Annotated in this window: 21 protein-coding genes; 9 read left to right on the forward strand and 12 right to left on the reverse strand. The window is 67.0% G+C overall.

The features are described 5' to 3' along the window. The first annotated feature begins 35 nt into the window (after positions 1-35). Genes VFB33_00745 through pth form a run of 5 tightly spaced genes read left to right on the forward strand, consistent with a single transcriptional unit; the run spans position 36 to position 6,024 of the window. Positions 36-3,113 (forward strand): AsmA-like C-terminal domain-containing protein, encoded by a 3,078-nt coding sequence (locus VFB33_00745; protein HZO80194.1) that lies wholly within the window; start codon positions 36-38, stop codon positions 3,111-3,113. A 22-nt stretch (positions 3,114-3,135) separates the two neighbouring features. Then, entirely contained in the window at positions 3,136-3,837 is a 702-nt protein-coding gene (locus VFB33_00750; GenBank protein HZO80195.1) for a TIGR04282 family arsenosugar biosynthesis glycosyltransferase, read from the forward strand. A gap of 23 nt (positions 3,838-3,860) precedes the next feature. After that, the gene (cutA, locus tag VFB33_00755) at positions 3,861-4,247 is read left to right on the forward strand and encodes a divalent-cation tolerance protein CutA (protein ID HZO80196.1); all 387 of its coding nucleotides are present in this window, start codon (positions 3,861-3,863) and stop codon (positions 4,245-4,247) included. Between the two features lie 11 nt (positions 4,248-4,258). Then, entirely contained in the window at positions 4,259-5,341 is a 1,083-nt protein-coding gene (hisC, locus tag VFB33_00760) for a histidinol-phosphate transaminase (protein ID HZO80197.1), read from the forward strand. Between the two features lie 29 nt (positions 5,342-5,370). Further along, positions 5,371-6,024, forward strand: a complete 654-nt coding sequence (gene pth / locus VFB33_00765; protein ID HZO80198.1) for an aminoacyl-tRNA hydrolase — start codon at positions 5,371-5,373, stop codon at positions 6,022-6,024. 9 nt (positions 6,025-6,033) lie between these two features. On the opposite strand, the gene bphC is transcribed toward pth, so the two are convergent. Then, positions 6,034-6,948, reverse strand: a complete 915-nt coding sequence (gene bphC, locus VFB33_00770; GenBank protein HZO80199.1) for a biphenyl-2,3-diol 1,2-dioxygenase — start codon at positions 6,946-6,948, stop codon at positions 6,034-6,036. 114 nt (positions 6,949-7,062) lie between these two features. Beyond that, complete coding sequence (locus VFB33_00775) at positions 7,063-7,989, reverse strand: 2-dehydropantoate 2-reductase (GenBank protein HZO80200.1); 927 nt, start codon at positions 7,987-7,989, stop codon at positions 7,063-7,065. 144 nt (positions 7,990-8,133) lie between these two features. Between VFB33_00775 and VFB33_00780 the strand changes: the two genes are divergently transcribed. After that, positions 8,134-8,649 carry a GNAT family N-acetyltransferase gene (locus VFB33_00780; GenBank protein ID HZO80201.1) on the forward strand — a complete coding sequence of 172 codons (516 nt, stop codon included), beginning with the start codon at positions 8,134-8,136 and terminating at the stop codon, positions 8,647-8,649. Positions 8,650-8,724: 75 nt separating this feature from the next. On the opposite strand, the gene VFB33_00785 is transcribed toward VFB33_00780, so the two are convergent. Then, positions 8,725-9,825 (reverse strand): amidohydrolase family protein, encoded by a 1,101-nt coding sequence (locus tag VFB33_00785; GenBank protein HZO80202.1) that lies wholly within the window; start codon positions 9,823-9,825, stop codon positions 8,725-8,727. A 229-nt stretch (positions 9,826-10,054) separates the two neighbouring features. Here VFB33_00785 and VFB33_00790 point away from each other — a divergent pair, with 229 nt between their 5' ends. Together VFB33_00790 and VFB33_00795 are read left to right on the forward strand one after the other, a co-directional pair. Next, complete coding sequence (locus VFB33_00790; GenBank protein ID HZO80203.1) at positions 10,055-11,749, forward strand: amidohydrolase family protein; 1,695 nt, start codon at positions 10,055-10,057, stop codon at positions 11,747-11,749. Between the two features lie 74 nt (positions 11,750-11,823). Then, positions 11,824-12,282, forward strand: a complete 459-nt coding sequence (locus tag VFB33_00795) for a DUF420 domain-containing protein (GenBank protein ID HZO80204.1) — start codon at positions 11,824-11,826, stop codon at positions 12,280-12,282. A gap of 37 nt (positions 12,283-12,319) precedes the next feature. Here VFB33_00795 and VFB33_00800 read toward each other — a convergent pair whose 3' ends face one another. From VFB33_00800 to VFB33_00835, 8 genes are all read right to left on the reverse strand, one after another. Then, positions 12,320-13,660, reverse strand: a complete 1,341-nt coding sequence (locus tag VFB33_00800; GenBank protein ID HZO80205.1) for an aminopeptidase P N-terminal domain-containing protein — start codon at positions 13,658-13,660, stop codon at positions 12,320-12,322. Beyond that, the gene (locus VFB33_00805; protein ID HZO80206.1) at positions 13,651-14,493 is read right to left on the reverse strand and encodes an SMP-30/gluconolactonase/LRE family protein; all 843 of its coding nucleotides are present in this window, start codon (positions 14,491-14,493) and stop codon (positions 13,651-13,653) included. The genes VFB33_00800 and VFB33_00805 overlap by 10 nt, the downstream gene beginning before the upstream one ends. A 24-nt stretch (positions 14,494-14,517) precedes the next feature. Beyond that, the gene (locus VFB33_00810) at positions 14,518-15,759 is read right to left on the reverse strand and encodes a CoA transferase (GenBank protein ID HZO80207.1); all 1,242 of its coding nucleotides are present in this window, start codon (positions 15,757-15,759) and stop codon (positions 14,518-14,520) included. Between the two features lie 36 nt (positions 15,760-15,795). Then, positions 15,796-17,004, reverse strand: coding sequence for a CoA transferase (locus tag VFB33_00815; GenBank protein ID HZO80208.1), 1,209 nt, complete (start codon positions 17,002-17,004; stop codon positions 15,796-15,798). Between the two features lie 19 nt (positions 17,005-17,023). After that, positions 17,024-17,323 carry a YciI family protein gene (locus VFB33_00820; protein ID HZO80209.1) on the reverse strand — a complete coding sequence of 100 codons (300 nt, stop codon included), beginning with the start codon at positions 17,321-17,323 and terminating at the stop codon, positions 17,024-17,026. A gap of 162 nt (positions 17,324-17,485) precedes the next feature. Then, complete coding sequence (locus VFB33_00825) at positions 17,486-18,271, reverse strand: energy-coupling factor transporter transmembrane component T (protein HZO80210.1); 786 nt, start codon at positions 18,269-18,271, stop codon at positions 17,486-17,488. Beyond that, positions 18,271-20,091 carry an energy-coupling factor transporter ATPase gene (locus VFB33_00830; protein HZO80211.1) on the reverse strand — a complete coding sequence of 607 codons (1,821 nt, stop codon included), beginning with the start codon at positions 20,089-20,091 and terminating at the stop codon, positions 18,271-18,273. The genes VFB33_00825 and VFB33_00830 overlap by 1 nt, the downstream gene beginning before the upstream one ends. After that, complete coding sequence (locus VFB33_00835) at positions 20,088-20,855, reverse strand: QueT transporter family protein (GenBank protein HZO80212.1); 768 nt, start codon at positions 20,853-20,855, stop codon at positions 20,088-20,090. The genes VFB33_00830 and VFB33_00835 overlap by 4 nt, the downstream gene beginning before the upstream one ends. Positions 20,856-20,976: 121 nt before the next feature. Here VFB33_00835 and VFB33_00840 point away from each other — a divergent pair, with 121 nt between their 5' ends. Continuing rightward, positions 20,977-21,348, forward strand: coding sequence for a zinc ribbon domain-containing protein (locus VFB33_00840; protein HZO80213.1), 372 nt, complete (start codon positions 20,977-20,979; stop codon positions 21,346-21,348). Positions 21,349-21,352: 4 nt separating this feature from the next. Here VFB33_00840 and VFB33_00845 read toward each other — a convergent pair. Next, the coding region (locus VFB33_00845; GenBank protein HZO80214.1) for an amidohydrolase family protein at positions 21,353-21,565 on the reverse strand (213 nt) is incomplete at its 5' end.

Genomic DNA, 21,565 nt, shown 5'->3' on the forward strand with positions numbered 1-21,565 from the left:
ACGGCCGGGGCACGCCTGTATCCTGACGGGGCCCGATGAGACTCGTTCGCGCCGCCGCGATTGTGGTGCTGGTCCTATGCGTGCTGGCTCTCGGGCTAGCCGCGGCAGTCCTCCGCAACCAGGGGCGCCTGGTCGAAGCGGTCCTGCGCCATATTGAGGAGCGCACCGGCTACCAGATCGTCGCGGCCCACAGTCGCCTGGGCTTCGGCGTGCATCTCAACCTGGTGCTCGAGCGTCCGCGCATGCGGCACGCCGGGCGCGAACTGGTCGCCGCCGACAGCATCCACGTCGTCGTAAGCTACCATGCACTTATCTGGAACAGCGGGCTGCCGCTGCGCCGGATCGTCGTGGTCCACCCGCAAGTTCGCGTGCCGGCCCCTGCCGGGACATTCACTCTCACTGCGCTGCCGCGGCTGGATAACGCCGCGGTGGCCGCGATCGACCGGGAGTTTCGCGAGTTCTCCGGCCTGGTCGGACGCATCACCATCGCCGACGCCAAGGTCGTCGATGAAAGCGGCGCCCTGTTGCTCCGCGATTTCTCGCTGACCGCGGCGCCTGAGCATCGCGGCTCGCACGTGTGGACCGTCGGCTTTATCGCGCCGCACAGCGAAACACCGCTCGAGGGTCTCCAGGTCAGCGGGCGGGCGACGATCAACACGGCCGCGCGCGGCGCGGGCCAGGTAGCGGCCAGCGGCGAACTCTGGTACTGGGACGGCAAGCTTCAACAGCCCGTGGGTGGCGGCTTGACGGTAGGCGGCCTCGTGCACGGCGAGCTGCACTTCGTGCTGCGCGCCGACGGTGAAGTGGACGGCAGCGCCAACCTAAGCATCGATAACCTCGCCCTTGGCGGCGCGCAGTTAACCCGCAAGCTCGACTTCGGAAATTGTTCACTCAGAACGCTCTTTGCGGTTTCCGCGCAGCGCGTGGCGCTGGCCGGAATCGAGGTGCGCGTGCGCGACGCGACCGTGATATCGGCCAACGCCACACTCAACGACCCTTATGCGCCGAACGCCTCGCTGAACACGCGCCTGGCTACGGCGCAGATTGATCTCGCGAAGCTCAAGTCGGGCCTGAGCGCGGCGCGCAGCCTGCCGCGGCAGCTGGCCGAAGTCGCCGCGCGGCTGGTCTCCGGACAGATTACGATTGAAGGCGCCACCTATCAGGCGCCGCTGAGTAAGCTCGCGATGACGCCCGGCGCGCTGCTCGGCAACCTGACAGCGTCGGCGCGGCTCAAGGGCGTCAGTATCGGGCTGCCCGCGGATCCCGACCTGCCGTCGCAACTTAAGGTCGACGCGCAAATCTCGTACGCGAAGCACCGGCTGACGGTGAGCCAGGGCTCGGCGACACTGGGACGCTCGTCGTTCGAAAACGCCAATGTTGAGCTTGACTTTTCCCCCGGACAGCGCGCGCTCCGTTACAAGGTCGGGCTGCGCGGACGGCTCGACCTCGGCGAGCTCTATCCGGCCGCACGCCGGCTCTTCCCGGCGCTCGGGCGCGCCGTCGCGGCCAAACAAATCGAGCGCCTGAGCGGGACGGCGCCGGTGCAGCTTAGCGCTTCCGGCACCTTCGATCCCGACGCGCCGGCGCCCCCGGCGAACTACCGGATCCAGGTCGATACCAGCGGCTTCAATGTGGCGGCCAAAGGGTTGCCGCAGGCGATTGCGCTGGTGGGTGGCACGGCGACGCTCACACCGGGAGCGATCGAGCTGGCTCATGTTTCGGCAGCATCGGCATCGCGCCCTGGGGCGCCCGCCAACGTTGTGCTCGATGGCCAGTTTGCTTTCAAAGCAGCCGTGGTCAAGCCGCGGCGGTTAACCGTCGAACTCCATCAGATCGAAGCCCAGCAATGGCTCCCACTGCTGATCAGCCCTGACGATATCGCCGTCCGCGGCCCCATCGGCGGCTCGCTCACGATCGTGGGCGACTCGCGGCGCCCCGACGGGCTGCGCGCGCAGGGGCGGCTGACGATGGGCGGCGGCGAGATCCACTTCGGCTTTCTGCGCGCTCCGATCGTCGCCCAGTCGGCAACGCTGACCTTCGACGGGCGCGGGCTGCTGCTCGCGATCATGGGGGCCAAGCTGGAGGGCTCGCCGCTGGACTTCTCGCTCGGCGTTTCCGACCTCGAGCATCCGGTGCTCAGGATCGACGCCAACGCCGCGCGACTCGATCTCGAAGTGATGCGGTTCGTCAGAGTGCCGTGGTCGGCCAGCCCGCCCGCGCGTTTCTGGCCCCTGCCGGCGGTCGGACACGTGGTCGCCAACGAAGCCCGGCTGGCGCGACTGCCGATGTCGCGCGTGAGCTGCGACTTCGAGCGCAAGGCCAATGGCGACTGGCGCGTGTACAATTTCGGCGCCACCGTATTCGAGGGTCGGACCAACCTCGAACTTAGCGGGCGCGGCCGTGACAACTGGATCAATATCAAGGGCCGCACGGATGCGATGCGGGTCGGCCCGCTGTTCAGGCTCGCCGATTCCTCTGCTGCGCCGCCGCTGCGCGGCCGGCTGAAGTCCTCCTTCGATGTGTGGGCCAACGCTGACACTGACTTCTTCAGCACTCTCAACGGCTCCATCTCGGTCGATGTCAGCAAGGGCGTGCTGTACAAGTTCGCCCTGCTGTCGCGCGTGCTGGGTCTGATCGATCTGAAGACCTGGCTGTCGGCCAAGGTCCCGGACCCGCGCGTCAACGGCGTCCCCTTTGAAACCCTGACCGCCGACTTCAAGGGCGACAACGGCGACTTCTACAGCGACAATTTGCTCCTGCGCGGCCCGGTGATGAACATCTCGGCGCGGGGCCACGTGCGCCTGAGCGACAACGTGGTTGACATGGAGGTCGGGATGGCGCCGTTCAAGACGGTCAACTGGCTGATGTCGCAGGTGCCGATCATTGGCGAAGGCCTTGCCGCCAACCATCTGCTGGCCGCCTACTTCAAGGTCAGCGGGCCGCTGGGTGATCCGCGCGTGGTGCCGATGCCGATTACGTCGGTGGCGCACTTCTTCACCTACATTCTCAAGCTCCCGATCAACATCATGCAGGGCGTCGGCCAGAGCGTCGGCGGCAACGGCAAAGGCGGCGGACCAAGTCCCGACGGCGGCGGCGGTCCTTCGGCGAACTGAGCGTGATCGTCGGCGCCGGAATATGAGTCGAAGCCCGACGCTCATTGTGTTCTGCCGCGAGCCGATTCCCGGGCGCACCAAGACCCGGCTGATTCCGCGGCTGGGCGGCAAATCGGCCGCTGCGCTCGCGGACGCATTTATCGCCGATACCCTGGCGAAATGCGCGACCCTTGGTCCGGCGCGACTCGTGATCGCCGCCAGCGCTGCCGCCGACACGCGGCGCAGCCCCTATTTTCGGCATCTCGCGCATCGCTGCGGCGCCGAAGTTATCGACCAGGGCGGGGGGAACCTCGGCACGCGGATGGCGCGCGCGCTCACCCCCTATTGTCGCGATGGCGCCGTCCTCCTCGGCACTGACACGCCGACATTGCCGAGCCGGCTGCTGGCGCGCAGTGTCGCTCTGCTGCGGCGAGCTCCGGTGGTCCTCGCTCCGAGCCTCGACGGCGGCTACTACCTGGTGGGCGCACGCGGCGCGCTGCCCGACATCTTTCACGGCATAAGGTGGGGTGGGAGACGCGTGCTGGCGCAGACGGTAGCGCGGATGCGCCGTCGCCGCGTCCGTTACGCGCTCGGACCCGGATGGTACGACGTCGACCGCTGGAGCGACGTCCTTCTGCTGGCCGCGCATCTCGAACTGCTACACGCGCGCGGAGATCGGGCGACGCCGTGCCCGGCGACGGCGGGCGTTCTGCGCCGGCTTGGACTGCTGGCCGACGGCCGCTAAAGTACAGGCGCGGAGCAGGATCGATGCGTGCGGCGCAAGCAAGAATCGCCCTTGTCACCGCCGGCGACGAGCGCCAGGCGCGCGCCATCGCACGCACGCTGGTCGACCAACGACTCGCGGCCTGCGTCAATATCGTCGGCCCGATCCGCTCGGTTTATCGTTGGCGCGACTCCGTCGAGGACGAGCCCGAGTATCTGTTGATCATCAAGACGCGCGCGGCCCTGCTCGGGCGCCTCGAGCGCCGCGTCGCCGAGCTTCACAATTACGAAGTGCCGGAGGTCCTGGCGCTCGCGCCCGCCGCCGGTTCCGCCCCGTATCTCCGCTGGCTCTTTGAATCGACCGCGCCGCAACCGCGCTCGGCGGGTGCGATGCGGCGCGCGCCCATACGCAAGGCCGCTCGCCGCGCCTAGCAGACTCCACGATGTTCCGCGAAGCAATTCAGAGGATGGCGCCGTACGTGCCGGGCGAACAGCCGCGGCCTGGCGAGCACCTGGTAAAGCTCAACACCAACGAGAATCCCTATCCGCCCTCGCCGCGGGTGCGGCGCGCGGTCGCGCACGCAGTGCTCGGAAGCGCGCTGAAGCTCTATCCGGCACCGCAGGCCGACGACTTCGTCGCGGCCGCCGCGCGCCGCTTCGGCGTGCTGCCGCGAATGATTCTCGCGGGCAACGGCTCGGACGAATTGCTCGCGATGCTCTTCCGCGCAACGCTCGGACCGGGCGACCGGGTCGCGTGGGCAACGCCGACCTATTCGCTATACGACACGCTCGCCGCCGTCCAGGAAGCGCACGCGATCACGCCGCCGCTCGGCCCCAATTTCGAACTGCCGTTCGAGGCGCTGGTGCGGGCGCGCGCGCGGCTCACGATCGTGTGCAATCCGAACTCGCCGTCGGGCACGCTTACGCCGCGCCGCACGTTGGAGCGGCTGGCGCGGCGGCTTCGACCGCGCCTGCTCGCGATCGACGAGGCCTACGTGGACTTCGCCGAGGAAAATGCGCTCAGCCTGGTGCGCCGGCTGCCCAACGTGCTCGTGCTGCGCTCGCTGTCGAAGTCGTATTCGCTCGCCGGTATGCGCCTGGGACTGTGCTTCGCGCACCCGGCGATTGTCGAGCAACTGCGCAAGGTCAAGGATTCCTACAACCTCAGCCGTGTCGCGATCGCCGCCGGGGCCGCCGCGCTCGACGACGAGGCCTGGATGCGCCGCAACGTCGAGCGCGTCAAGCGCACGCGCGCGGCGGTCGTCGAGCGCCTGCGCCGGATGGGCTTCGAGGTTCCGCCGTCGAGCGCGAACTTCGTGCTCGCGCGGATGGCGGGGCGCGACCTCGGACCACTGGCCGCCGCGCTGCGCCGGCGCGGAATCCTGGTGCGCTATTTCCGTTCGTGGCCCGACGCGCTGCGCATCTCAATCGGAACGCCGGCCGAGATGGGCGCATTGTTCAAAGCGCTCGAGCCGCTGGCCGCCGCGTTCGCCCCTGCGCCGAGCAACGGCCGCGCGCGCTCCTAGGGCGCGATGGGCGCGGGGGATGCGACGCGATGAGCCGGCTCGGGCGAATCGTTGCCGCCTTCCGCTCGGCAGGCGCGCGCAAGGAGAGCGCGTCGGCCGAGCCGCGCTCGCACGCGCGATGGGTCGTCGCGGGGCTCGGCAATCCGGGCGAACAGTACCACTGGTCGCGCCATAACATCGGTTTCCTCGTCGTCGAACATATGGCCGATTCTCGCGGTGCCAGGTTCCATCGGCGCAAGTTCAAGGGGCTGCTTGCCGAGGTGCGCGTGGACGGCCAGGAGACGCTGCTCGTCAAGCCGCAGACGTACTACAACCTCAGCGGCGATTGCCTGGCCGCGGTGCTGGGTTACTACAAGATTCCGCCCGAACGGCTGATCGTGGTCCACGACGACCTCGACCTCAACTTCGGGCAGCTCCGGCTCAAGCGCGGCGGCAGCGACGCCGGCAACCGCGGCGTGCGCTCGATCGCCGCCTCGCTGGATACGCCTGAATTTATCCGGGTACGCGTCGGAATCGGGCATCAGGCACGCGACGAGGATGCCAAGGACTACGTGCTGCACGTCGTACGCGGGCGTCAGCGCCAGGAATACGAAGCCGTCATTGCGCGCGCCGCCGAGGCGGTCGAAGCCATAATCGCAACCGGCCTCGAGCGCGCGATGAACACCTACAATCAGCGCGCCTAGCCGTCGTGCCTACACCGGCGCCTGCTTCGTCGGCATCGGCGCGAGCGACCCGCGATGGCCCCAAATGCTGGGGGCCTCGTGCTTTTGCACCTGCCAGGTCGCGTCGTCAACCACTCGCGCGCCCCATCCGTACTCGACCTCGAAGCCCGACGGCGAGCGCAGGTAGAACGACATCATGTGGTCGTTCGTATGCCTGCCGAGTGTGCCCGAGATTTCGATTCCGCGATCCTGGCAAAGATAGTAAGTCGAGCCGACGTCGTCGACGCTGCGCGTCTGGAGCATGAAGTGCATCAGGCGCTTCCTTGCCGGAATCACGCCAAAGGCGATCGAGTGATGACGCGGGTTGCAGTGCATGAAGGTGAGGCTCAGCGACTGGCCGCTGCGATGCGAGCGCATGTCGATGAAGTCGCTGATCCGCATGCCGAGCAGGTCACGGTAGAAGTGCAGGCTGCGTGCCGCATCGTCCACCCGCACCACGATGTGGCCCATCCCCTGCTCGCCGGTGACGAAGCCCGAAATCGCGCGCGGCGACTTGAACGGCTGTTCGAAGTTCATCAGCGGGCCGAAGTAGATTTCGGTCGGGACGCCGCTGGGATCTCTAAGCTTGATGAGACCGACCACCCGCCGCGCGCGAGTCTCTTCGGGCGTAGCTTCGGCGACCTCGACGCCGCCGGCGCTTAGGCGCCGGCGGATTTCGTCGAGCGCCGGCTGGTCGCGCACTTCCCATCCGACGAACGCGACATCGTCGGGGCCGCCGGGCAGAAGGATAAAGCGATGGTGATATTCATCCATCCGCAGGAACATCGAGCCGTCGGAGTCGGTGCCGTTGACCTGGAGGCCGAGCACTTCGCTGGCAAAGTGCTCCCATCGCGCAAGCTCGCTCACGCCGATACCCAGATATCCGAGTTGTGTGACGCTCGCCATCTCGGTCCTCCCTTGCGCTCGGCTTGGCTGGCTCGTCCATCCGGCACGCCGCGCGGCCTGTGGCCTCAATCCTAGCGCCAATGCGTGGCAAATCCAGCGCCGCTTATCGCGCGATCAATGCACGGAACTTTCGCGATAGCGGTCGAGCAGGTTAAGCAGCGCGTGCACGGTTTCGGTCACCGGCACCGGAATACCGCGGCGGCGGGCAGCGCGGATCACTGCGCCGGTAAGCGCGTCATGCTCCAGCCGCTTGCCGCGTTCGAGGTCCTGCAAGGTGGAGGGCCTGACCGCGCGCAGTTGGGTAAACGAACGGCCGATCTGGCGCTCGATGTCCGCCTCGCTTAGTTCGGCGCCCTCGGCGCGCGCCACCGCCACGATTTCGCGCATCAGGGCGCGCACGGTTGCCAGCCCTTCGGGCGTGTCGATCACGTCCCCGACGCATCGGCGGCTCAGCGCCGTCACCGGGTTGAAGGCCCCGTTCCACAACAGCTTCTCCCAGCGCAGCATGCGCATGCGGGGGGTCAGCTCACCGAGAATTCCGGCGCGCTCGAAGACGGCGGCGACGCGGCGCGCGCGCTCGCCGAGGCGCCCGTCGAGCGGCCCGAACTGAATCACGCCGGTCGTTATGTGGATCAGCTTGCCCGGCGCGGCCAACTCCGCATTGACGCGCGCGTTACCCGCCATCACCGCGTCGGCGCCGAAGATACCGGCCAGAACGGCCTCGTTCTCGACGCCGTTCTGGAGCGTGAGCACGGTTGCCTGCGGCGCGAGACATCCGGCGAGCTCCCGGGCGGCGTCTTCGGTGTCGTAGGTTTTGACGCAGAACAGGACCAGGTCGTAGGGAGCGAATTCGGCCGGACGCGAAGTCGCGGTGACGCGCAGGCTGAAATCGCCCTTGAAGCTTTTAACCTCCAGTCCGCCTTCGCGGAGCACGCGCAGGTTCTCGCCACGCGCACAAAATACCACCTCCTCGCCCGCCTGTTGCAGCCGCGCGCCGTAATAGGCGCCGACGGCGCCCGCGCCCATCACCAGGATCTTCATCGTGCACCGCGTTAGCTCGTTGGAAGCCCGTCCGCCGCCGTCTATAGCACGGGCGGCTTTCCCGCGGCCATCCCGCTTCCGATTCCACGGCGCGGGCGCAACAATGAGGTCGTCGGCAACGCGGCGGTATCAGGGGCGAGCACCATGGCGGCGGACATCACGATTCGGCCCGCAATTCGCGGGGACCTCGCTGCAATCACCGAGATCTACAATTATTTTATTCGGAATACCCCGATCACCTTCGACGTTGAGCCCTACACCGTCGAAACGCGCACACCATGGTTCGACGGCTTCGCCGGCGGTGGGCGCTATCGGCTGTTCGTCGCCGAGCAGGCGGGCGTTGTGGTCGCCTACGCCGGCTCGATGCCGTTCCATCACAAGCGCGCGTATGAGACCTCGGTGGAGACCACAATCTACTGCGCGTCCGGGATGGAAGGCCGGGGAGTCGGCACTCGGTTGTACGAGGCGCTGTTCGACGCGATCGGCGGCCAGGACATCCATCGCGCGATGGCCGGAATCACGCTGCCCAATGCGGCCTCGGTCGCGCTTCACCGACGCTTCGGCTTCACACAGGTGGCGCTGTTCACCGAAAACGGTCGCAAGTTCGGCCGCTACTGGGACGTCGCCTGGTTCGAGAAGCCTTTCGGCGGCACTTCATAGTCGCCAAAGGCAACGGCGGCGCCGGCCAAGGGAGCCAGCGCCGCCGCGCCGTGTGATCCGATTTGACTGTCCGGCCTAGATGCCGAGGTGGTAGAGCTCGGCGACGTTGTCGTGCAGCACCCAGTTCTTCTCTTCCTCGCTCATGTGCGCGGTATGCTTCTTGAGCAGTTCCTGCGAATGCGGCCAGGTCGAGTCGCTGTGCGGAAAGTCGTTGGCCCACATCAGACGCCGGATGTTGCACATGTCTTTCATCTGGAACGCTACCCAGTCGTCCTGGAAGGTCAGATAGATATTCTCCCGAAAATACTCACTAGGCATCTTGGAGATCGTGCCAGCGGTCAGCCAATAACGATGTCGCTCGTAGGCATGATCCATCCGGTACATGTAGTGCGGCACCCAGCCCGCGTCGGCTTCGACGCATGCGATCTTGAGCTTGGGATGGCGTTCGAAAACGCCCGAGAGGATGAGCATCCCGATGATGTCCTGATTGCCACGGATAATGGAGAGGAAGCTGTTGAGCTTGGGTCCGCGCGCGCGTCCGATCGCGTCTTCGCGGCTGGTCAGGATGTGGAAGCTGAGCGGCAGGCCCAAATCGATCGCGGCCTCCCAGAACGGATCGTAGATCGGGCTGTCGTAGTCCTCGACCTGCGGATTGCCCGACATCATCACGCCCTTAAGCCCGAGCTCCTTGATGCGGCGCAGATCCTCGATGCCTTCCTCGACCGAGCGCATCGCGGTCTGCCCCACGCCAATCAGGCGATCCGGATGGGCCGCGCAGTACTCGGCGATCCAACGGTTGTAGGCGTCGAAGCAGGCCTTCTTGTAATCGTAGTCCTTATGGTTGCAGAGCAGCATTCCGACCGTTGGGTAGATGACCTCGGCGGCCACCCCATCGCGGTCCTGGTCGGCCATCCGCGCCTCGGGGTCCCATCCGCCGCGATGCAACTCCTCGAACTTGACGCCGAAAGCGGTCAGCGACTCGGCAGGCTTGCCGGCCGCCGCCACCAGTCCCATCGGAATCGGCCGCGACAGTCCTTCGATGACGAACAGATCGCCCTTGCGGTCGTCGCGCACAAGATGAGGGGCGCGGTCCCTGAACCTGGGTTCGATGTAGTCGATGTAGGTGTTTGGCGGTTCGGTGATGTGCGAATCCGCCGAGATAATGGGTTTGAGCATGGCCTCTCCTCGCTGCGGCTCCCGAGGCGGGAGCCGGGGATACAGACAAGTTCCGTTCCTGCCAATTTGTCTACTAGATGGGCGCCGGGTTTACAACGAAGATCGCGCGCTGGATCGCGCGCGCGACACTGCGATATAAGTTACAAGGACTCGGGCCGCCTCTGGCCTCCCGATAAGGCGCCGGACGCAAAATGCGGCGTACCGGCCGGGCGCAAGGAGACTCTCAGGCATGGATTACGATCTCAAGATAACGGGCGGTACGATTATCGACGGCACCGGCGGCCCCGCGTGCGGCGGCGAGGTCGGGATCAAGGACCGCAAGATCGCCGCGCTCGGCGAAGCGCCCGGCAGGGCCGCCACCACCATCGACGCCCGTGGACGCGTCGTAGCGCCGGGCTTCATCGACATCCACACCCACTACGACGCGCAAATCCTGTGGGATCGGATGATGACAATCTCGCCGTGGCACGGCGTGACCACGGTGGTGATGGGCAATTGCGGCTTTGGCGTCGCGCCGACCCGCGCCCAGCACCGCGGGCTTATCATGCGCACGCTGGAGAAGGTCGAAGGGATGAGCCTGGAGGCGCTCGAAGCGGGGCTCGGCTACGAGTGGCCCTTCGAGACTTTCGACCAGTACCTCGACGCGGTCGAGCGCCGCGGATCGGCGATCAACGTCGGCGCGCTAATCGGCCACACGCCCACCCGGCTGTACGTGATGGGCGAGGAATCGGTGGAACGATCTGCCAGCGAGGAGGAGATCGCGCGGATGCGCGAGATCGTGCGCGGCGCGCTCCGCGCCGGCGCGCTCGGCTTTGCGACCTCCAAGTCGGCGACCCACGTCGGCTACAGCGGCAAGCCGGTCCCCAGCCGCAGGGCCGAGATGGCCGAGATCACCGCGCTCGCGAACGTCCTCGGCGAGGAAGGTCGCGGAGTGATCCAGGCCACGGTCGGGCGCGAGCTGTTCCTCAAGGAATTCGCCGACCTCGCGCGCGCGACCGGCCGCACCATCACCTGGACCGCGCTGCTCGCCGGAATGACCGGCAACAACGACGGCCATCGCCGCCTGCTCGCCCAGTCGCAGGAGCTGTGCGAGCAGGGGATGCGGATCATCCCGCAGGTCGCCTGCCGCCCGCTCAACTTCGAGATGACCCTCAAGGAGCCGTTCATCTTCGAGAGCATGTCGCTGTTCAAGCAGATCTCGGCGGCCGACTTCGACGGCAAGATGAGAGTCTATGCCGACCCCGAATTCCGTGCCGCATTCAAGGCCAAGATCGGGATAAATTCGCAAGGCAGATTCGCCGACCGCTGGGAGCGCAGTTGGGTGTCGTATTACCCAGGCCGTCCGGAACTCGAGGAGAGCAACCTGGCCGAGCTGGCGCGCCGGCGCGGCACGGACCCGATCGATGTGATGCTCGATATCGGGCTCGAGACAAAGCTCGAAGCGCGCTTCAGGATCGCGCTGTTCAACTACGAAGAGGACGAGGTGCTCGCGCTGCTCAACGCGAAGCACACGGTGGTCGGCCTGTCCGACGCCGGCGCCCACGCAAGCCAGCTCTGCGACGCGTGCTTCTCGACCTACCTGATGGGCCACTGGGTGCGCGAGCGCAAGGCGATCCCGATCGAGCGCGCGGTGTGGATGCTCACGGCGCGTCCGGCCGAAGTCTTCGGGATTAGCGATCGCGGACGGCTGGCGCCCGGGATGGCCGCCGACGTGGTGGTCTTCGACCCGGACAAGATCGCGTGCGGCCGGTTGCGTCGGATCAATGACCTACCGTCAGGCGCAGATCGGCTGGTCGCCGACGGCTATGGCATCGACGCCCTCATCGTAAACGGCACCGTGCTGCGCCGCGACGGGCACGACGCCATCGCGCCGGACGGGCCGTTGCCCGGCCGCCTACTCCGCCACGGCCGCGCCGTGGCATAAGTTGTGCGCGAGGTCGCAATGCGCTGAGATGGTCGACGGGTCGCCACCCGCGGCCCGCCGATCTTCAGGGGTTGATGTTTTCCTACGACAAGCTCGCGCCGCTCGACGCGATCCTCAACGCCACGGCGGCCGCGCTGCTGGTGGGAGGCTTCATCGCGATTCGCCGCCGCCGCGTGCATGCCCATCGCGCGTTCATGCTGAGCGCGTTCGCGGTTTCGATCGCCTTCCTGATTTCCTACTGCATCTATCACTACCACGTTGGCGACGTGCGCTTCGGCGGCCAGGGATGGGCCCGACCGGTGTATTTCACGATCCTCATCTCGCACATCTCGCTCGCGGCCGTGATCGTACCCCTGGTGCTGATTACACTGGCGCGTGCACTGCGCGGGCGTTTCGCCCGGCACCGCGCGATCGCGCGCTGGACGCTGCCGCTATGGATCTATGTGTCGATAACCGGCGTAATCGTCTATCTGATGTTGTTCCAGCTCTATCCGCACCTGCCGCCCGCAGCAGCGCACGCGCCGGCGCCGTAAGCAGCGCATCGAACTGCGCTCGCGATGGGGCGCGCGCTCAACCGCTGGTCAGCGCCTCGATCTCGTCGATCGTCTTGGGAGTCGCCGCGGTCAGGACTTCATGGCCGTCGTCGGTGACCAGAACGTCATCCTCGATCCGGATCCCCATCCCGCGCATGTGCTCGGGTGCGTTCTCGTCGTCGGCAGCGACATAGAATCCGGGTTCGACCGTCAGCACCATGCGCGGCTCCAGCACGCGAGAGCCGCCGCCGACGCGGTACAGGCCGACGTCGTGCACGTCCATCCCGAGCCAGTGGCTGGTGCGATGCATGTAGTAGCGGCGGTAGGCGGCGTTTTTGATCGCGTCGTCGAGCGGGCCCTTGACCAGCCCCATCCGGATCATTCCGTCCACCAGCACGCGGAGGGCGGCGTCGTGCACTTCGTCGAAACGCGCGCCGGGCTTGACCGCTTCGATTCCGCGGCGCTGCGCTTCGAGCACGATCGAGTAGAGGTCGCGCTGGAGGGGACTAAAGCGCGCGCCGACCGGAAACGTGCGCGTGACGTCGGCGGCGTAAAAGTCGTACTCGCAGCCGGCGTCGATCAGCAGCAGCTCGCCGCCGTCCATCCGGCGATCGTTGTGGATGTAATGCAGGATGGCGGCGTTGGGGCCGGAGGCGATGATCGAGGGATAGCTCGGGCCCGCGGCGCCGCGCGAGCGGAATTCGTAATCGACCAGCGCCTCGATTTGCCACTCCATCATCCCGCCCCGCGCGCGCCGCATCGCGGCCTTATGCGCCTCCGCCGAAATCGCCGCCGCCCGGCGCATCGCGTCCAACTCCTCCGGACGCTTCCTCAGCCGCGCCTCGTGAATCAGCTCGCGCGGATCGAGCATTGCGATCGGCCCCGAGCCGGTCCGCGGGCGCATTGCCTGCGCACCGCGCACGGCCTCGATCATCCGCGCATTCATCCGCTCGTTGTTGCCCAGCGGATAATAGACGCGCTCGGCCCGCTCGATATAGCGCGGCAGGACGCGGTCGAGCTCGTCGATCGTGTAGGCCTTGTCGGCGCCGTAGTCGAGCATCGCCCCTTCTACGCCGGCGCGCCGGCCGGTCCAGGTTTCGCGGTCGCGGTCGCGCGGCCGCACGAACAGGATGAATTCGCCGTCACGGTTGCCGGGCGCGAAGAGCGCGACTGACTCGGGCTCGGTAAAGCCGGTCAGGTAGTAGAAGTCGCTGTCCTGGCGATAGACGAACTCGACGTCGTTGGAGCGGATGGCGACCGGCGCGCTCGGCAGCACGGCGAGCGCGTCACCGATCGCGGCCATGAAGGCCGCGCGCCGCTGCTTGAAGATCGCGCCGCGGCCGTTGGAGCTCGCGCCGCCCACAGCGCCTACGGCCATCCGGCTCCCGCGACCTCGACTTCGGCGGTTTCGATTCGCGCGCTGCGCTTGGCGCGACATTCGTCGGGGTTGATGCTTTCCGAGGTCAGGAGAAAGAGCGTGCGGCGCGTCGGCCCGCCCAACATACACGCAATCGGCATCTGCTCGCGCTTTACGCGCTCGGCGATCTGGCCACCCTGCCTGACCCGCAGCAGCTCGTGAGTCATCGGCGAAGCGACCCAGATCGCGCCCTCGGCGTCGAGCGCGATACCGTCGGGCACGCCGTCGCCGAGCTCGGCCCATATGCGGCGGTTGGCGAGCCCGCCGTCGGTGGCGATATCAAAGGCGGTCAGCCGATGGCCCATCGATTCGCCCACGATGAGCGTCTTGCCGTCGGGCGTAATCACGGTGCCGTTGGGAAATTCGAGATCGCGCGCCGCGACGCGCGCCGCGCCGTCCGGCGCGACCATCACCAGTTCGGCCGGCCTCTGCGGCGCGCCGCCGATCAGGTCGTAGCCGAAGTTGCCGACGTAGGCGCGCCCGCGCCCGTCAACCACCATGTCGTTGCAATGGAACGACGCGAGCCCGCTCAGATCCGCGTGCAACTTGAGCGCGCCGTTCTCCAGCCGCAGCAGCCTGCGATCGGTCATCGACACGACCAGCATCCGGCCGTCCGGCAGCCATCCGAGGCCCGACGGCCACGCCGCCACTTCGGCCACCACCGAGGTGCGGCCTTGCAAGTCAACCGCGTTTACCGTGTGCGCGTGCATGTCGGAGAAGTACAACTTCCCGTCATGCCATCGCGGGCCTTCGCCGAAACACAGGCCGTCGAGCAGGGTCTTGAATTGGCGCATCGTCGTTCCTCCGGACCGCATTTGTTATTCCAGCGCGCCGGCCGCGCGCAGCCGCTCGACCTCCTCCGCGCTGTAACCGAGCATCCGGGTGAGCACCTCGTCGGTATGCTGGCCGATGAGCGGCGCGGGGCGGCGCACCTTGCACTCGGTGCGGCTCATCCGCCACGGGATCCCGCAATGCTGCTGGCGGCCGACCTCCGGATGGTCGAGGTAAACGAAGTAGCCGCGCTCCTCAAGATGCCTGTCTTCGGAGACCACCTTGTTGGGCGCGCAGATTGCGGCCGCCACGCCCGCCGCCTGCAGGATCTGCTCGGCCTCGGCCGCAGTACGCTCGCGCGTCCAGGCGCTGATCGCGGCCTCCAGTTCGTCCTCGTTGCGCTTGCGCGCGGCGGCCGTCGCAAAGCGCGGATCGTTTGCCAGCTCGGGACGGCCGAGCGCGCGGGCCAAACGCGCGAATTCGGCGTCGTCGGCGCAGACGATCGAGACCCACATATCAACCAGGTTGCCCGAGTTCTGAAAGCGATCCTTGGAAGGGAACACGCCGTGGGGCGCGATGAATGGGTCGCGATTGCCGTCGCGCTCGGGCTCGCGCCCGTTCATCGTGTATTCCAGGATTCCTTCGGCCAGCAGGTCCATCGCGCATTCCCACTGGCTCATGTCGATGTACTGTCCCTCGCCGGTTTTGCGGCGATGGTAGAGTGCGGCGAGGATCGCGAAGGCGCCGTGGACCCCGGCGTTGGGGTCGGCGTAGCTGAAGCCCGAATGCATCGGCGGCCATCCCTTGTACCCGGTCAGCGACGACAACCCCGACAGCGGCACCTGAGCAGGACCATAAGCCACGTACTCGCGATACGGCCCGGTGTCGCCGTATCCGGAAAGCGAGATCATGATGATGTCGGGCTTGATCTTGCGCAGCGCCTGATAGCCGAGCCCCAGCTTGTCCATCACGCCCGCAGCAAAGTTATTCGTGACCACGTCGCTCGCCTTGACCAGGCGATGGGCGACCTCGAGCGCGCCGGGCTTGGCATAGTTCAGCGTCAGCGACAGCTTGCCCTGGTTGTACTGGTTGAAGTAGCCGGAGCGGTTGACTCCACCCGGTTTGCCCTCGGGCCACGGGGGCAGTAGGCGCGTCACGCACGGGCGGGTGCGAGTTTCGACGCGGATGACTTCGGCGCCAAGATGGGCCAGTTGGAGCGTGCAGTACGGCCCTGCCCATACCCAGGTGAAGTCGGCGATTCTCACGCCTTCCAGTGGAAGCTTCGCCATCGCGATCTCCCGCCGAACCCTCGTCCCGCGGCGCGTTCAGATAACGCCCGCGCGGCGCAACTCTTCCAGTCGCGCCGGGGCGATTCCCAGCCGCGCGCCGAAGATCTCCTCGTTGTGCTGCCCGAGCATCGGCGCCGGGCGGCGAATCTCCCATGGCGTGCGGCTGTACTTCAACGGCGCACCCGGATACTTGTGCTTGCCCGCGAGGGGCTGCGCTATCTCGACGAAGAAGCCGCGCGCCTTTAAGTGTTCGGAGTTGAGCAAATCGCCCATCGTCGAGACCGGCGCGAACGGAATCCGGCGCGCCTGCGCCTTGCGATAAAGATCGAGCACGCTCTGCTGGCGCACCCACTCGTCGAGGAACACCTTGAGCGCGTCCCAGTTGACGCCGCGGCTCAGACGGTCGGCGAACAGCGGCTCGCTCGCCCATTCCGGATTACCCATTAGCTCGACGAAGTTGCGCCACTGATGTTCTTCGACGCAGCAGACGAAGATGTAGCCGTCGCGGCACTCCATCACCTCCAGCGGCTGGATCGGCTTCTGCCCCAGCCGCGAGGCGACCATTCCCATGTACGGCCAGTACTCGAAGAACAGCTCCATCATCGAGACCAGCGTCTCCTGGATCGAAACTTCGACGTGCTGCCCTTCGCCGTCGCGCATCTGCGCGAACACCGCGCCCATCGTTGCGACCGCGCCGTGCACGCCGCCCTGGAAACCGGACTGCTGGCCGAAGGTCTTGAGCGGCGGCATCTCCGGATGCTCGGGGCCGCCGCCGTTGATGTAACAGATCCCGCCGGCGCTCCACAGCGTGAGGTCCTCGGCGCGCCAGTTGCGCTTGGGCCCGCTCAGTCCGAACGGCGTGATCGAGGTCATCACCAGGCGCGGATTGCGCCGGCGCAGGCGCTCAAAGCCGAGCCCGATCCGGTCCATGTCGGTCGGCGCGACATTATGGATAAGGACGTCGGCGTCTGCGATCAGCTGCTCGAAAAGCTCGAAGCCTTCGGGGCGCGCCACATCGAGCGTCACGCCGAGCTTGTTGGTGTTAAGATAGAGAAAGAGGCCGCTCTTCTCCGGATGGCTCTGGCCGCCCGGGAACGGGCCGCGCGTGCGTGCGCGGTCGCCGACGCCGGGACGTTCGATCTTGATGACTTCCGCACCCATGTCGGCCATCAACTTGGCCCCGTACGGCGCGGAAACCATCTCGCCCAGCTCGACGACTTTCAGTCCTGCCAGCGCTCCTCCCATCCGACCGTCCACCGCGTCCCTATTCGGGAAGCACCTTGCGGAACGGCTTAACCTCGACCCGCTCGAACACACCCTCGCGCACGTAGGGGTCGTTGCGCGCGAACTCGAGCGCCGCCGCCTCGCTCTCCATGTCCACGATCATCAGGCTGCCGCTGCCGTCGGTGAATGGCCCGCCGATCACCATCTTGCCGGCCTTCGCCACCGGTCCGACATATGCCAGGTGGCGCGGACGCACCGAGGGCCTGAGCGCCGCCCCGTTGGGACCGTCATGACCGATAATCACGAACAGCATTGGTGTCAGGCGTGTCTCCTCTCGCAAAAAAGATCCGGGCCGTGTAGCGACCTGGCCGCCGGCCCCTTCCCTGAAGAAAAAGGGGAAACCGTCTTGCTCAGATGCATCGACGCCAAGTCGTCAAAAGCGCCCTCCAACGGCGAAGTTAGCACGCTCGATGCGCACCGCCCAAACGCCCGCCGGGCGCGCTCAGACCGGCGCAATCGCACCGTAGCCAGTATAGTAAATCATGAAGTACAGCGCGCCGAGCGCGAACAGCGCTGCCGCCGCGGCGACGTCGCCCATCTCGACCGGATAGTCGATAAAGCTCGTCGGCTGCTGGCTCATCCCGAAGCCGCGCGCCTCCAGCGCCATCGCCATCGCGTTGGCCTTACGCAGCGCGCCCATGAAGACCGGAATCACCACCGGCACGTAGCGCTTGACCCGCTCCAGCGGACCGCCGCGGTTGAACTCGTACCCGCGCAGGTTCTGCGCCTGCACCACGGTCAGCGCCGCATCGATAAATAGCGGCACCAGCCGAAAGGCGAGCGTGACCGCGAATCCCACCCGATAAGGAACGCCAAGCCGCGCCAGTCCGGCGGTGAACTCTTCGACCTTGGTCGTGGACAGGAACAGGACCGAGGTCGCGAGCAGCTCGGCCAGCTTAAGCCCGCGCCCGAAGCCGAAGACCAGCGAGGCGCGGCTCAGATGGAACAGCGGAAGGTTAATCAGCGGCGGCCCCTGGCGGTAGAAAATCATCCACGCGAGCGTGGTGAAGAAAACGACCAGGATGAAGAGCCAGCGCAGCCTGTAGAAGTTGGGCCACGATCCCGTGATCTGCGCCAGCGCGAGCATCAGCAACCCCAGCGGCAGCAGCGCCAGCGGATGGTCGACCCAGTACACCGACCAGAACATCACGAACAGCGCGAAAACCTTGACCGTCGGATGGAGCCGATGGATGAAGGTGCCGCGGTCGATATACAGGAAGATCGGCATCAGCCCTGCGCTCGAAGCCAGGCTGCGAGCTCCTCCGGCGTGAGCGCGACCGCGCCGAAGCGGCGGGCAAGCTCGGTCACTTCGGGCGGACGGAAGGACGAGGAGGCGAGCAGCTCGTCGCGGGTGAAGAACTCGCGCACCCCGCCATCGTACAGTTTGCGCCCCCGGCGCATCAGCACCACCCGCCGCGCGTATTCGGCGACCAACCACGGCGTGTGCGTGATGATCACGATCGCGATCCCCTCGCGGTTGAGCCGGCTGATAAGACCCATCATGCGGCGTTGCTCGCGATAATCGAGCCCGGTCGTCGGCTCGTCGAGAATCAGCAGGCGCGGGCGCAGCGCGAGCACGCTCGCCACCGCCAGCCGCTGGCGCTCACCCTTGCCGAGCAGGAACGGGTCGCGCGCGCGCGCGTCCTCCAGGCCGACCGCGCGCAGCACCTCGGCGCAGCGCTGCTCGATCTCGGTGCGCGCGAGCTTGAAGTTGCGCGGCCCGAAGGCCACCTCGTCTTCGACGGTCGCGGCGAAAATCTGATGGTCTGGGTTCTGGAAGACGTAGCCGACTTCCTGCGCGGTCTCCGCCGGGCGCATTGTCGTGCGGTCGCGCCCGCGCAGCATCACGGTGCCGGAAACCGGATGTAGCAGGCCGACCAGATGCTTGGCGAGCGTGGTCTTGCCCGAGCCGTTCTGGCCGATGATCGCCACGAACTCGCCCGGTGCGATCTTCAGATCGATCGCGTCGAGCACCGTCGGACCGTCGGGATAGCTGAAGCACAGCCCGCGCGCCTCAACCAGCGGCGGCGGACCGGGATGTGCAACCGTATCCTGCGACAGTTGCGCGTTTGACGCCGTGGACGTGACCCGCGGGTCCGGCCGCGGCGGCGCGCCGCCCAGGCGCGGCAGCGCTCGGCGAATCATCGCTTCGGCCTCCTCCACGCTCGATGCATGCGCGGGCATTCCGATCGCGGCGAGCACGCGGTTGAGGCCCGGCGGATGCACTCCGCAGTCTTCGAGCAGCTCGATCCGCGTCATCAGCTCATCCGGCCGCCCGGCCGCAATGATCTCGCCTTCGCGCATCAGCACCAGGCGGTCGGCATCGCGCAGCACCTCGGCTTCGTGCTCGATCACAACGAGGCTGAGCCCCTGCGCGCGCAGGCGGCGAATCAGCGCAAAGACCTCGGCCTTGCCCTCGGGGTCGAGATCGGTGGTCGGCTCGTCGAGCACGATCACCTCGGGGCGCAGCGCGAGCACGCAGGCGATCGCGAGCCGCTGCTTTTCGCCGCCGGAGAGCGAGGTCGGGTCGCGATACTCGAAGCCGGCGAGTCCGACCGCTTCCAGAGCCGGCCGGATACGCCGCACCATCTCGTCGCGGCCCATCCCGATCTGCTCCATCGCGAAGGCGACCTCGTGGGCGACGTTGGTCGAGAAGAGCTGCGCCTCGAAGTCCTGGAACACCATCCCGACTTGCGACGCAACCTCGCACACGCGCGCACCGTCGAGCCGGCGGCCGCCAATCCGCGCCCCGCCCTCGAAGCTGCCGCCCTCGAATTCGGGCACGATCCGATTGAGGCACTTGGCGAGCGTCGATTTGCCGGCTCCCGACGCACCCATCACGCCCACCATCTCGCCGCGCGCGAGCGCCAGGCTGACCCGGCTGAGCGCGGGGCGCTCGCCGTCGGGATATACGTACGTTACCGCTTCGAGCGCGGCGGTATCCGCCGAGGCGTGCGCATCGGATGCGTCCGGCGCAGGCGCACCGCCGCCCGCATCGTCCGGCGGTGCAGGCTCGAGCGCCTCGGGGGCGGGTGCGCCGGTCTTCACATCAGCCCCACGCCGGCGACTGCGAGCAGGATGAATGGGCTGACCACGATCGCGATCGCCTTGTCATACGGCGGCTGCGCCATCGCCGCGGAGAGGAAGGCGGGCGCCCAGTGGCCGGTCGAAATCAGATTGCCGAGCAGCCACGCTCCCGCCTCGCCCGCGACCAGCATCGCGAGCCCCGCCGCCCGCACCCGGCGCGGCCTTTCCTTGAACTCGGGCATCACGTCGCCGTACAGCATCCGCCCGCGCCGCACCCGCGGATAGACCGCGATCAGGATGAGCGGCGAGAGCACCAGCGCCGAGGCCAGGTTGTTCAACACGATGATGTTGCCCAGTACGGCGAAGGGCCGAAAACCGAGCAGGTTGTCGCCCCATCCGACGATATCCGCGCACAGCACGCTCGCCGCGAGGCATACGCCGACGTACTTCGCGATCGCGCCGGGCGAGCGCACAACCGGGCTCTGCCCTTCGGCAATCACGTTCCATGCCTTGTACGGGATATAACCGAAGAAGAGGTTGGCGAAGAAGCCGAAGATGTCGCCTGGGCCGACGCCGCCGAAAAAGTCGCCGATCATGTTGCCGATCGCCGAGCCCCACGCCGCCGCCGGTCCGAACAGGAACGAGCAGACCACCGGAATCGCGTTGGCGGGGCGCAGCTCCGTGACCCCCGGGATCAGCGGAACGACCTTGAACGGCACCAGCACGGCCGCGTATAGCGCCGCCGAAATCGCGCACAGCACCACCATCCGGGTGTTGCGCCACATCAGGCTCAGATCCCCCATCGGGCGTAAGTATGCCGACCCGAGCCCGTTAATCAAAGCGACCCCGCTTGCCGGAGCGCGCGGTGCGGGTAGACTGATCCGTGCAAGGACCAACGGGCGGGCGATGCCGATTTACGAGTACGAATGTGCGCGATGCGGCAAGCGCACCAGTATCCTGACGCTGCGCGCGAGCGAGCGCGTGAATGCGAAATGCCGCCACTGCGGCGCCGCCGAGATGCGCCGGCTGATGTCGCGCTTCGCGATGCCGCGCAGCGACGAGGCGCGGATGGACGCCCTCGCCGATCCCTCGAACTTCGGCGATATCGACGAGAGCGATCCGAAGAGCGTCGCGCGGATGATGAAGCGGATGGGCCGCGAGATGGGCGACGAGTTCGCCGGCCCCGAATTCGACGAAGCGGTCGAGGAGCTCGAGAAGGGCGGCGACCCCGACGCGGGCGGCGATGACGGCGACGATACGAGCGGCGGCGACCTGTAGTCGCTCAGGCCGGGCGGAACAGCCGCTCGGCGTTTCCGTGCATGATCTTCTCGCGCTCCGCGCTGCTGCACTGCAGCTCGTCGAGCAGCTTGGTCGGCCGCTCCCACGGCCCGTGCGGATGGTCGGTGCCGAGGATTAGCTGATCGGCCCCCATCGTCTCGAAGCACAGCTTCAGCGGACCCGGTTCGTAGGTCACAGTATCCATGTAAAGCCGCTT

Source organism: Candidatus Binataceae bacterium (genome assembly GCA_035650475.1).
Taxonomy (GTDB): domain Bacteria; phylum Desulfobacterota; class Binatia; order Binatales; family Binataceae; genus JAKAVN01.

Coding starts and splice junctions, on each gene's coding strand:
- VFB33_00745 (HZO80194.1), top strand. CDS start 36: ATGAGACTCGTTCGCGCCGCCGCGATTGTGGTGCTGGTCCTATGCGTG.
- VFB33_00750 (HZO80195.1), top strand. CDS start 3,136: ATGAGTCGAAGCCCGACGCTCATTGTGTTCTGCCGCGAGCCGATTCCC.
- cutA (HZO80196.1), top strand. CDS start 3,861: ATGCGTGCGGCGCAAGCAAGAATCGCCCTTGTCACCGCCGGCGACGAG.
- hisC (HZO80197.1), top strand. CDS start 4,259: ATGTTCCGCGAAGCAATTCAGAGGATGGCGCCGTACGTGCCGGGCGAA.
- pth (HZO80198.1), top strand. CDS start 5,371: ATGAGCCGGCTCGGGCGAATCGTTGCCGCCTTCCGCTCGGCAGGCGCG.
- bphC (HZO80199.1), bottom strand. CDS start 6,948: ATGGCGAGCGTCACACAACTCGGATATCTGGGTATCGGCGTGAGCGAG.
- VFB33_00775 (HZO80200.1), bottom strand. CDS start 7,989: ATGAAGATCCTGGTGATGGGCGCGGGCGCCGTCGGCGCCTATTACGGC.
- VFB33_00780 (HZO80201.1), top strand. CDS start 8,134: ATGGCGGCGGACATCACGATTCGGCCCGCAATTCGCGGGGACCTCGCT.
- VFB33_00785 (HZO80202.1), bottom strand. CDS start 9,825: ATGCTCAAACCCATTATCTCGGCGGATTCGCACATCACCGAACCGCCA.
- VFB33_00790 (HZO80203.1), top strand. CDS start 10,055: ATGGATTACGATCTCAAGATAACGGGCGGTACGATTATCGACGGCACC.
- VFB33_00795 (HZO80204.1), top strand. CDS start 11,824: ATGTTTTCCTACGACAAGCTCGCGCCGCTCGACGCGATCCTCAACGCC.
- VFB33_00800 (HZO80205.1), bottom strand. CDS start 13,660: ATGGCCGTAGGCGCTGTGGGCGGCGCGAGCTCCAACGGCCGCGGCGCG.
- VFB33_00805 (HZO80206.1), bottom strand. CDS start 14,493: ATGCGCCAATTCAAGACCCTGCTCGACGGCCTGTGTTTCGGCGAAGGC.
- VFB33_00810 (HZO80207.1), bottom strand. CDS start 15,759: ATGGCGAAGCTTCCACTGGAAGGCGTGAGAATCGCCGACTTCACCTGG.
- VFB33_00815 (HZO80208.1), bottom strand. CDS start 17,004: ATGGGAGGAGCGCTGGCAGGACTGAAAGTCGTCGAGCTGGGCGAGATG.
- VFB33_00825 (HZO80210.1), bottom strand. CDS start 18,271: ATGCCGATCTTCCTGTATATCGACCGCGGCACCTTCATCCATCGGCTC.
- VFB33_00835 (HZO80212.1), bottom strand. CDS start 20,855: ATGTGGCGCAACACCCGGATGGTGGTGCTGTGCGCGATTTCGGCGGCG.
- VFB33_00840 (HZO80213.1), top strand. CDS start 20,977: ATGCCGATTTACGAGTACGAATGTGCGCGATGCGGCAAGCGCACCAGT.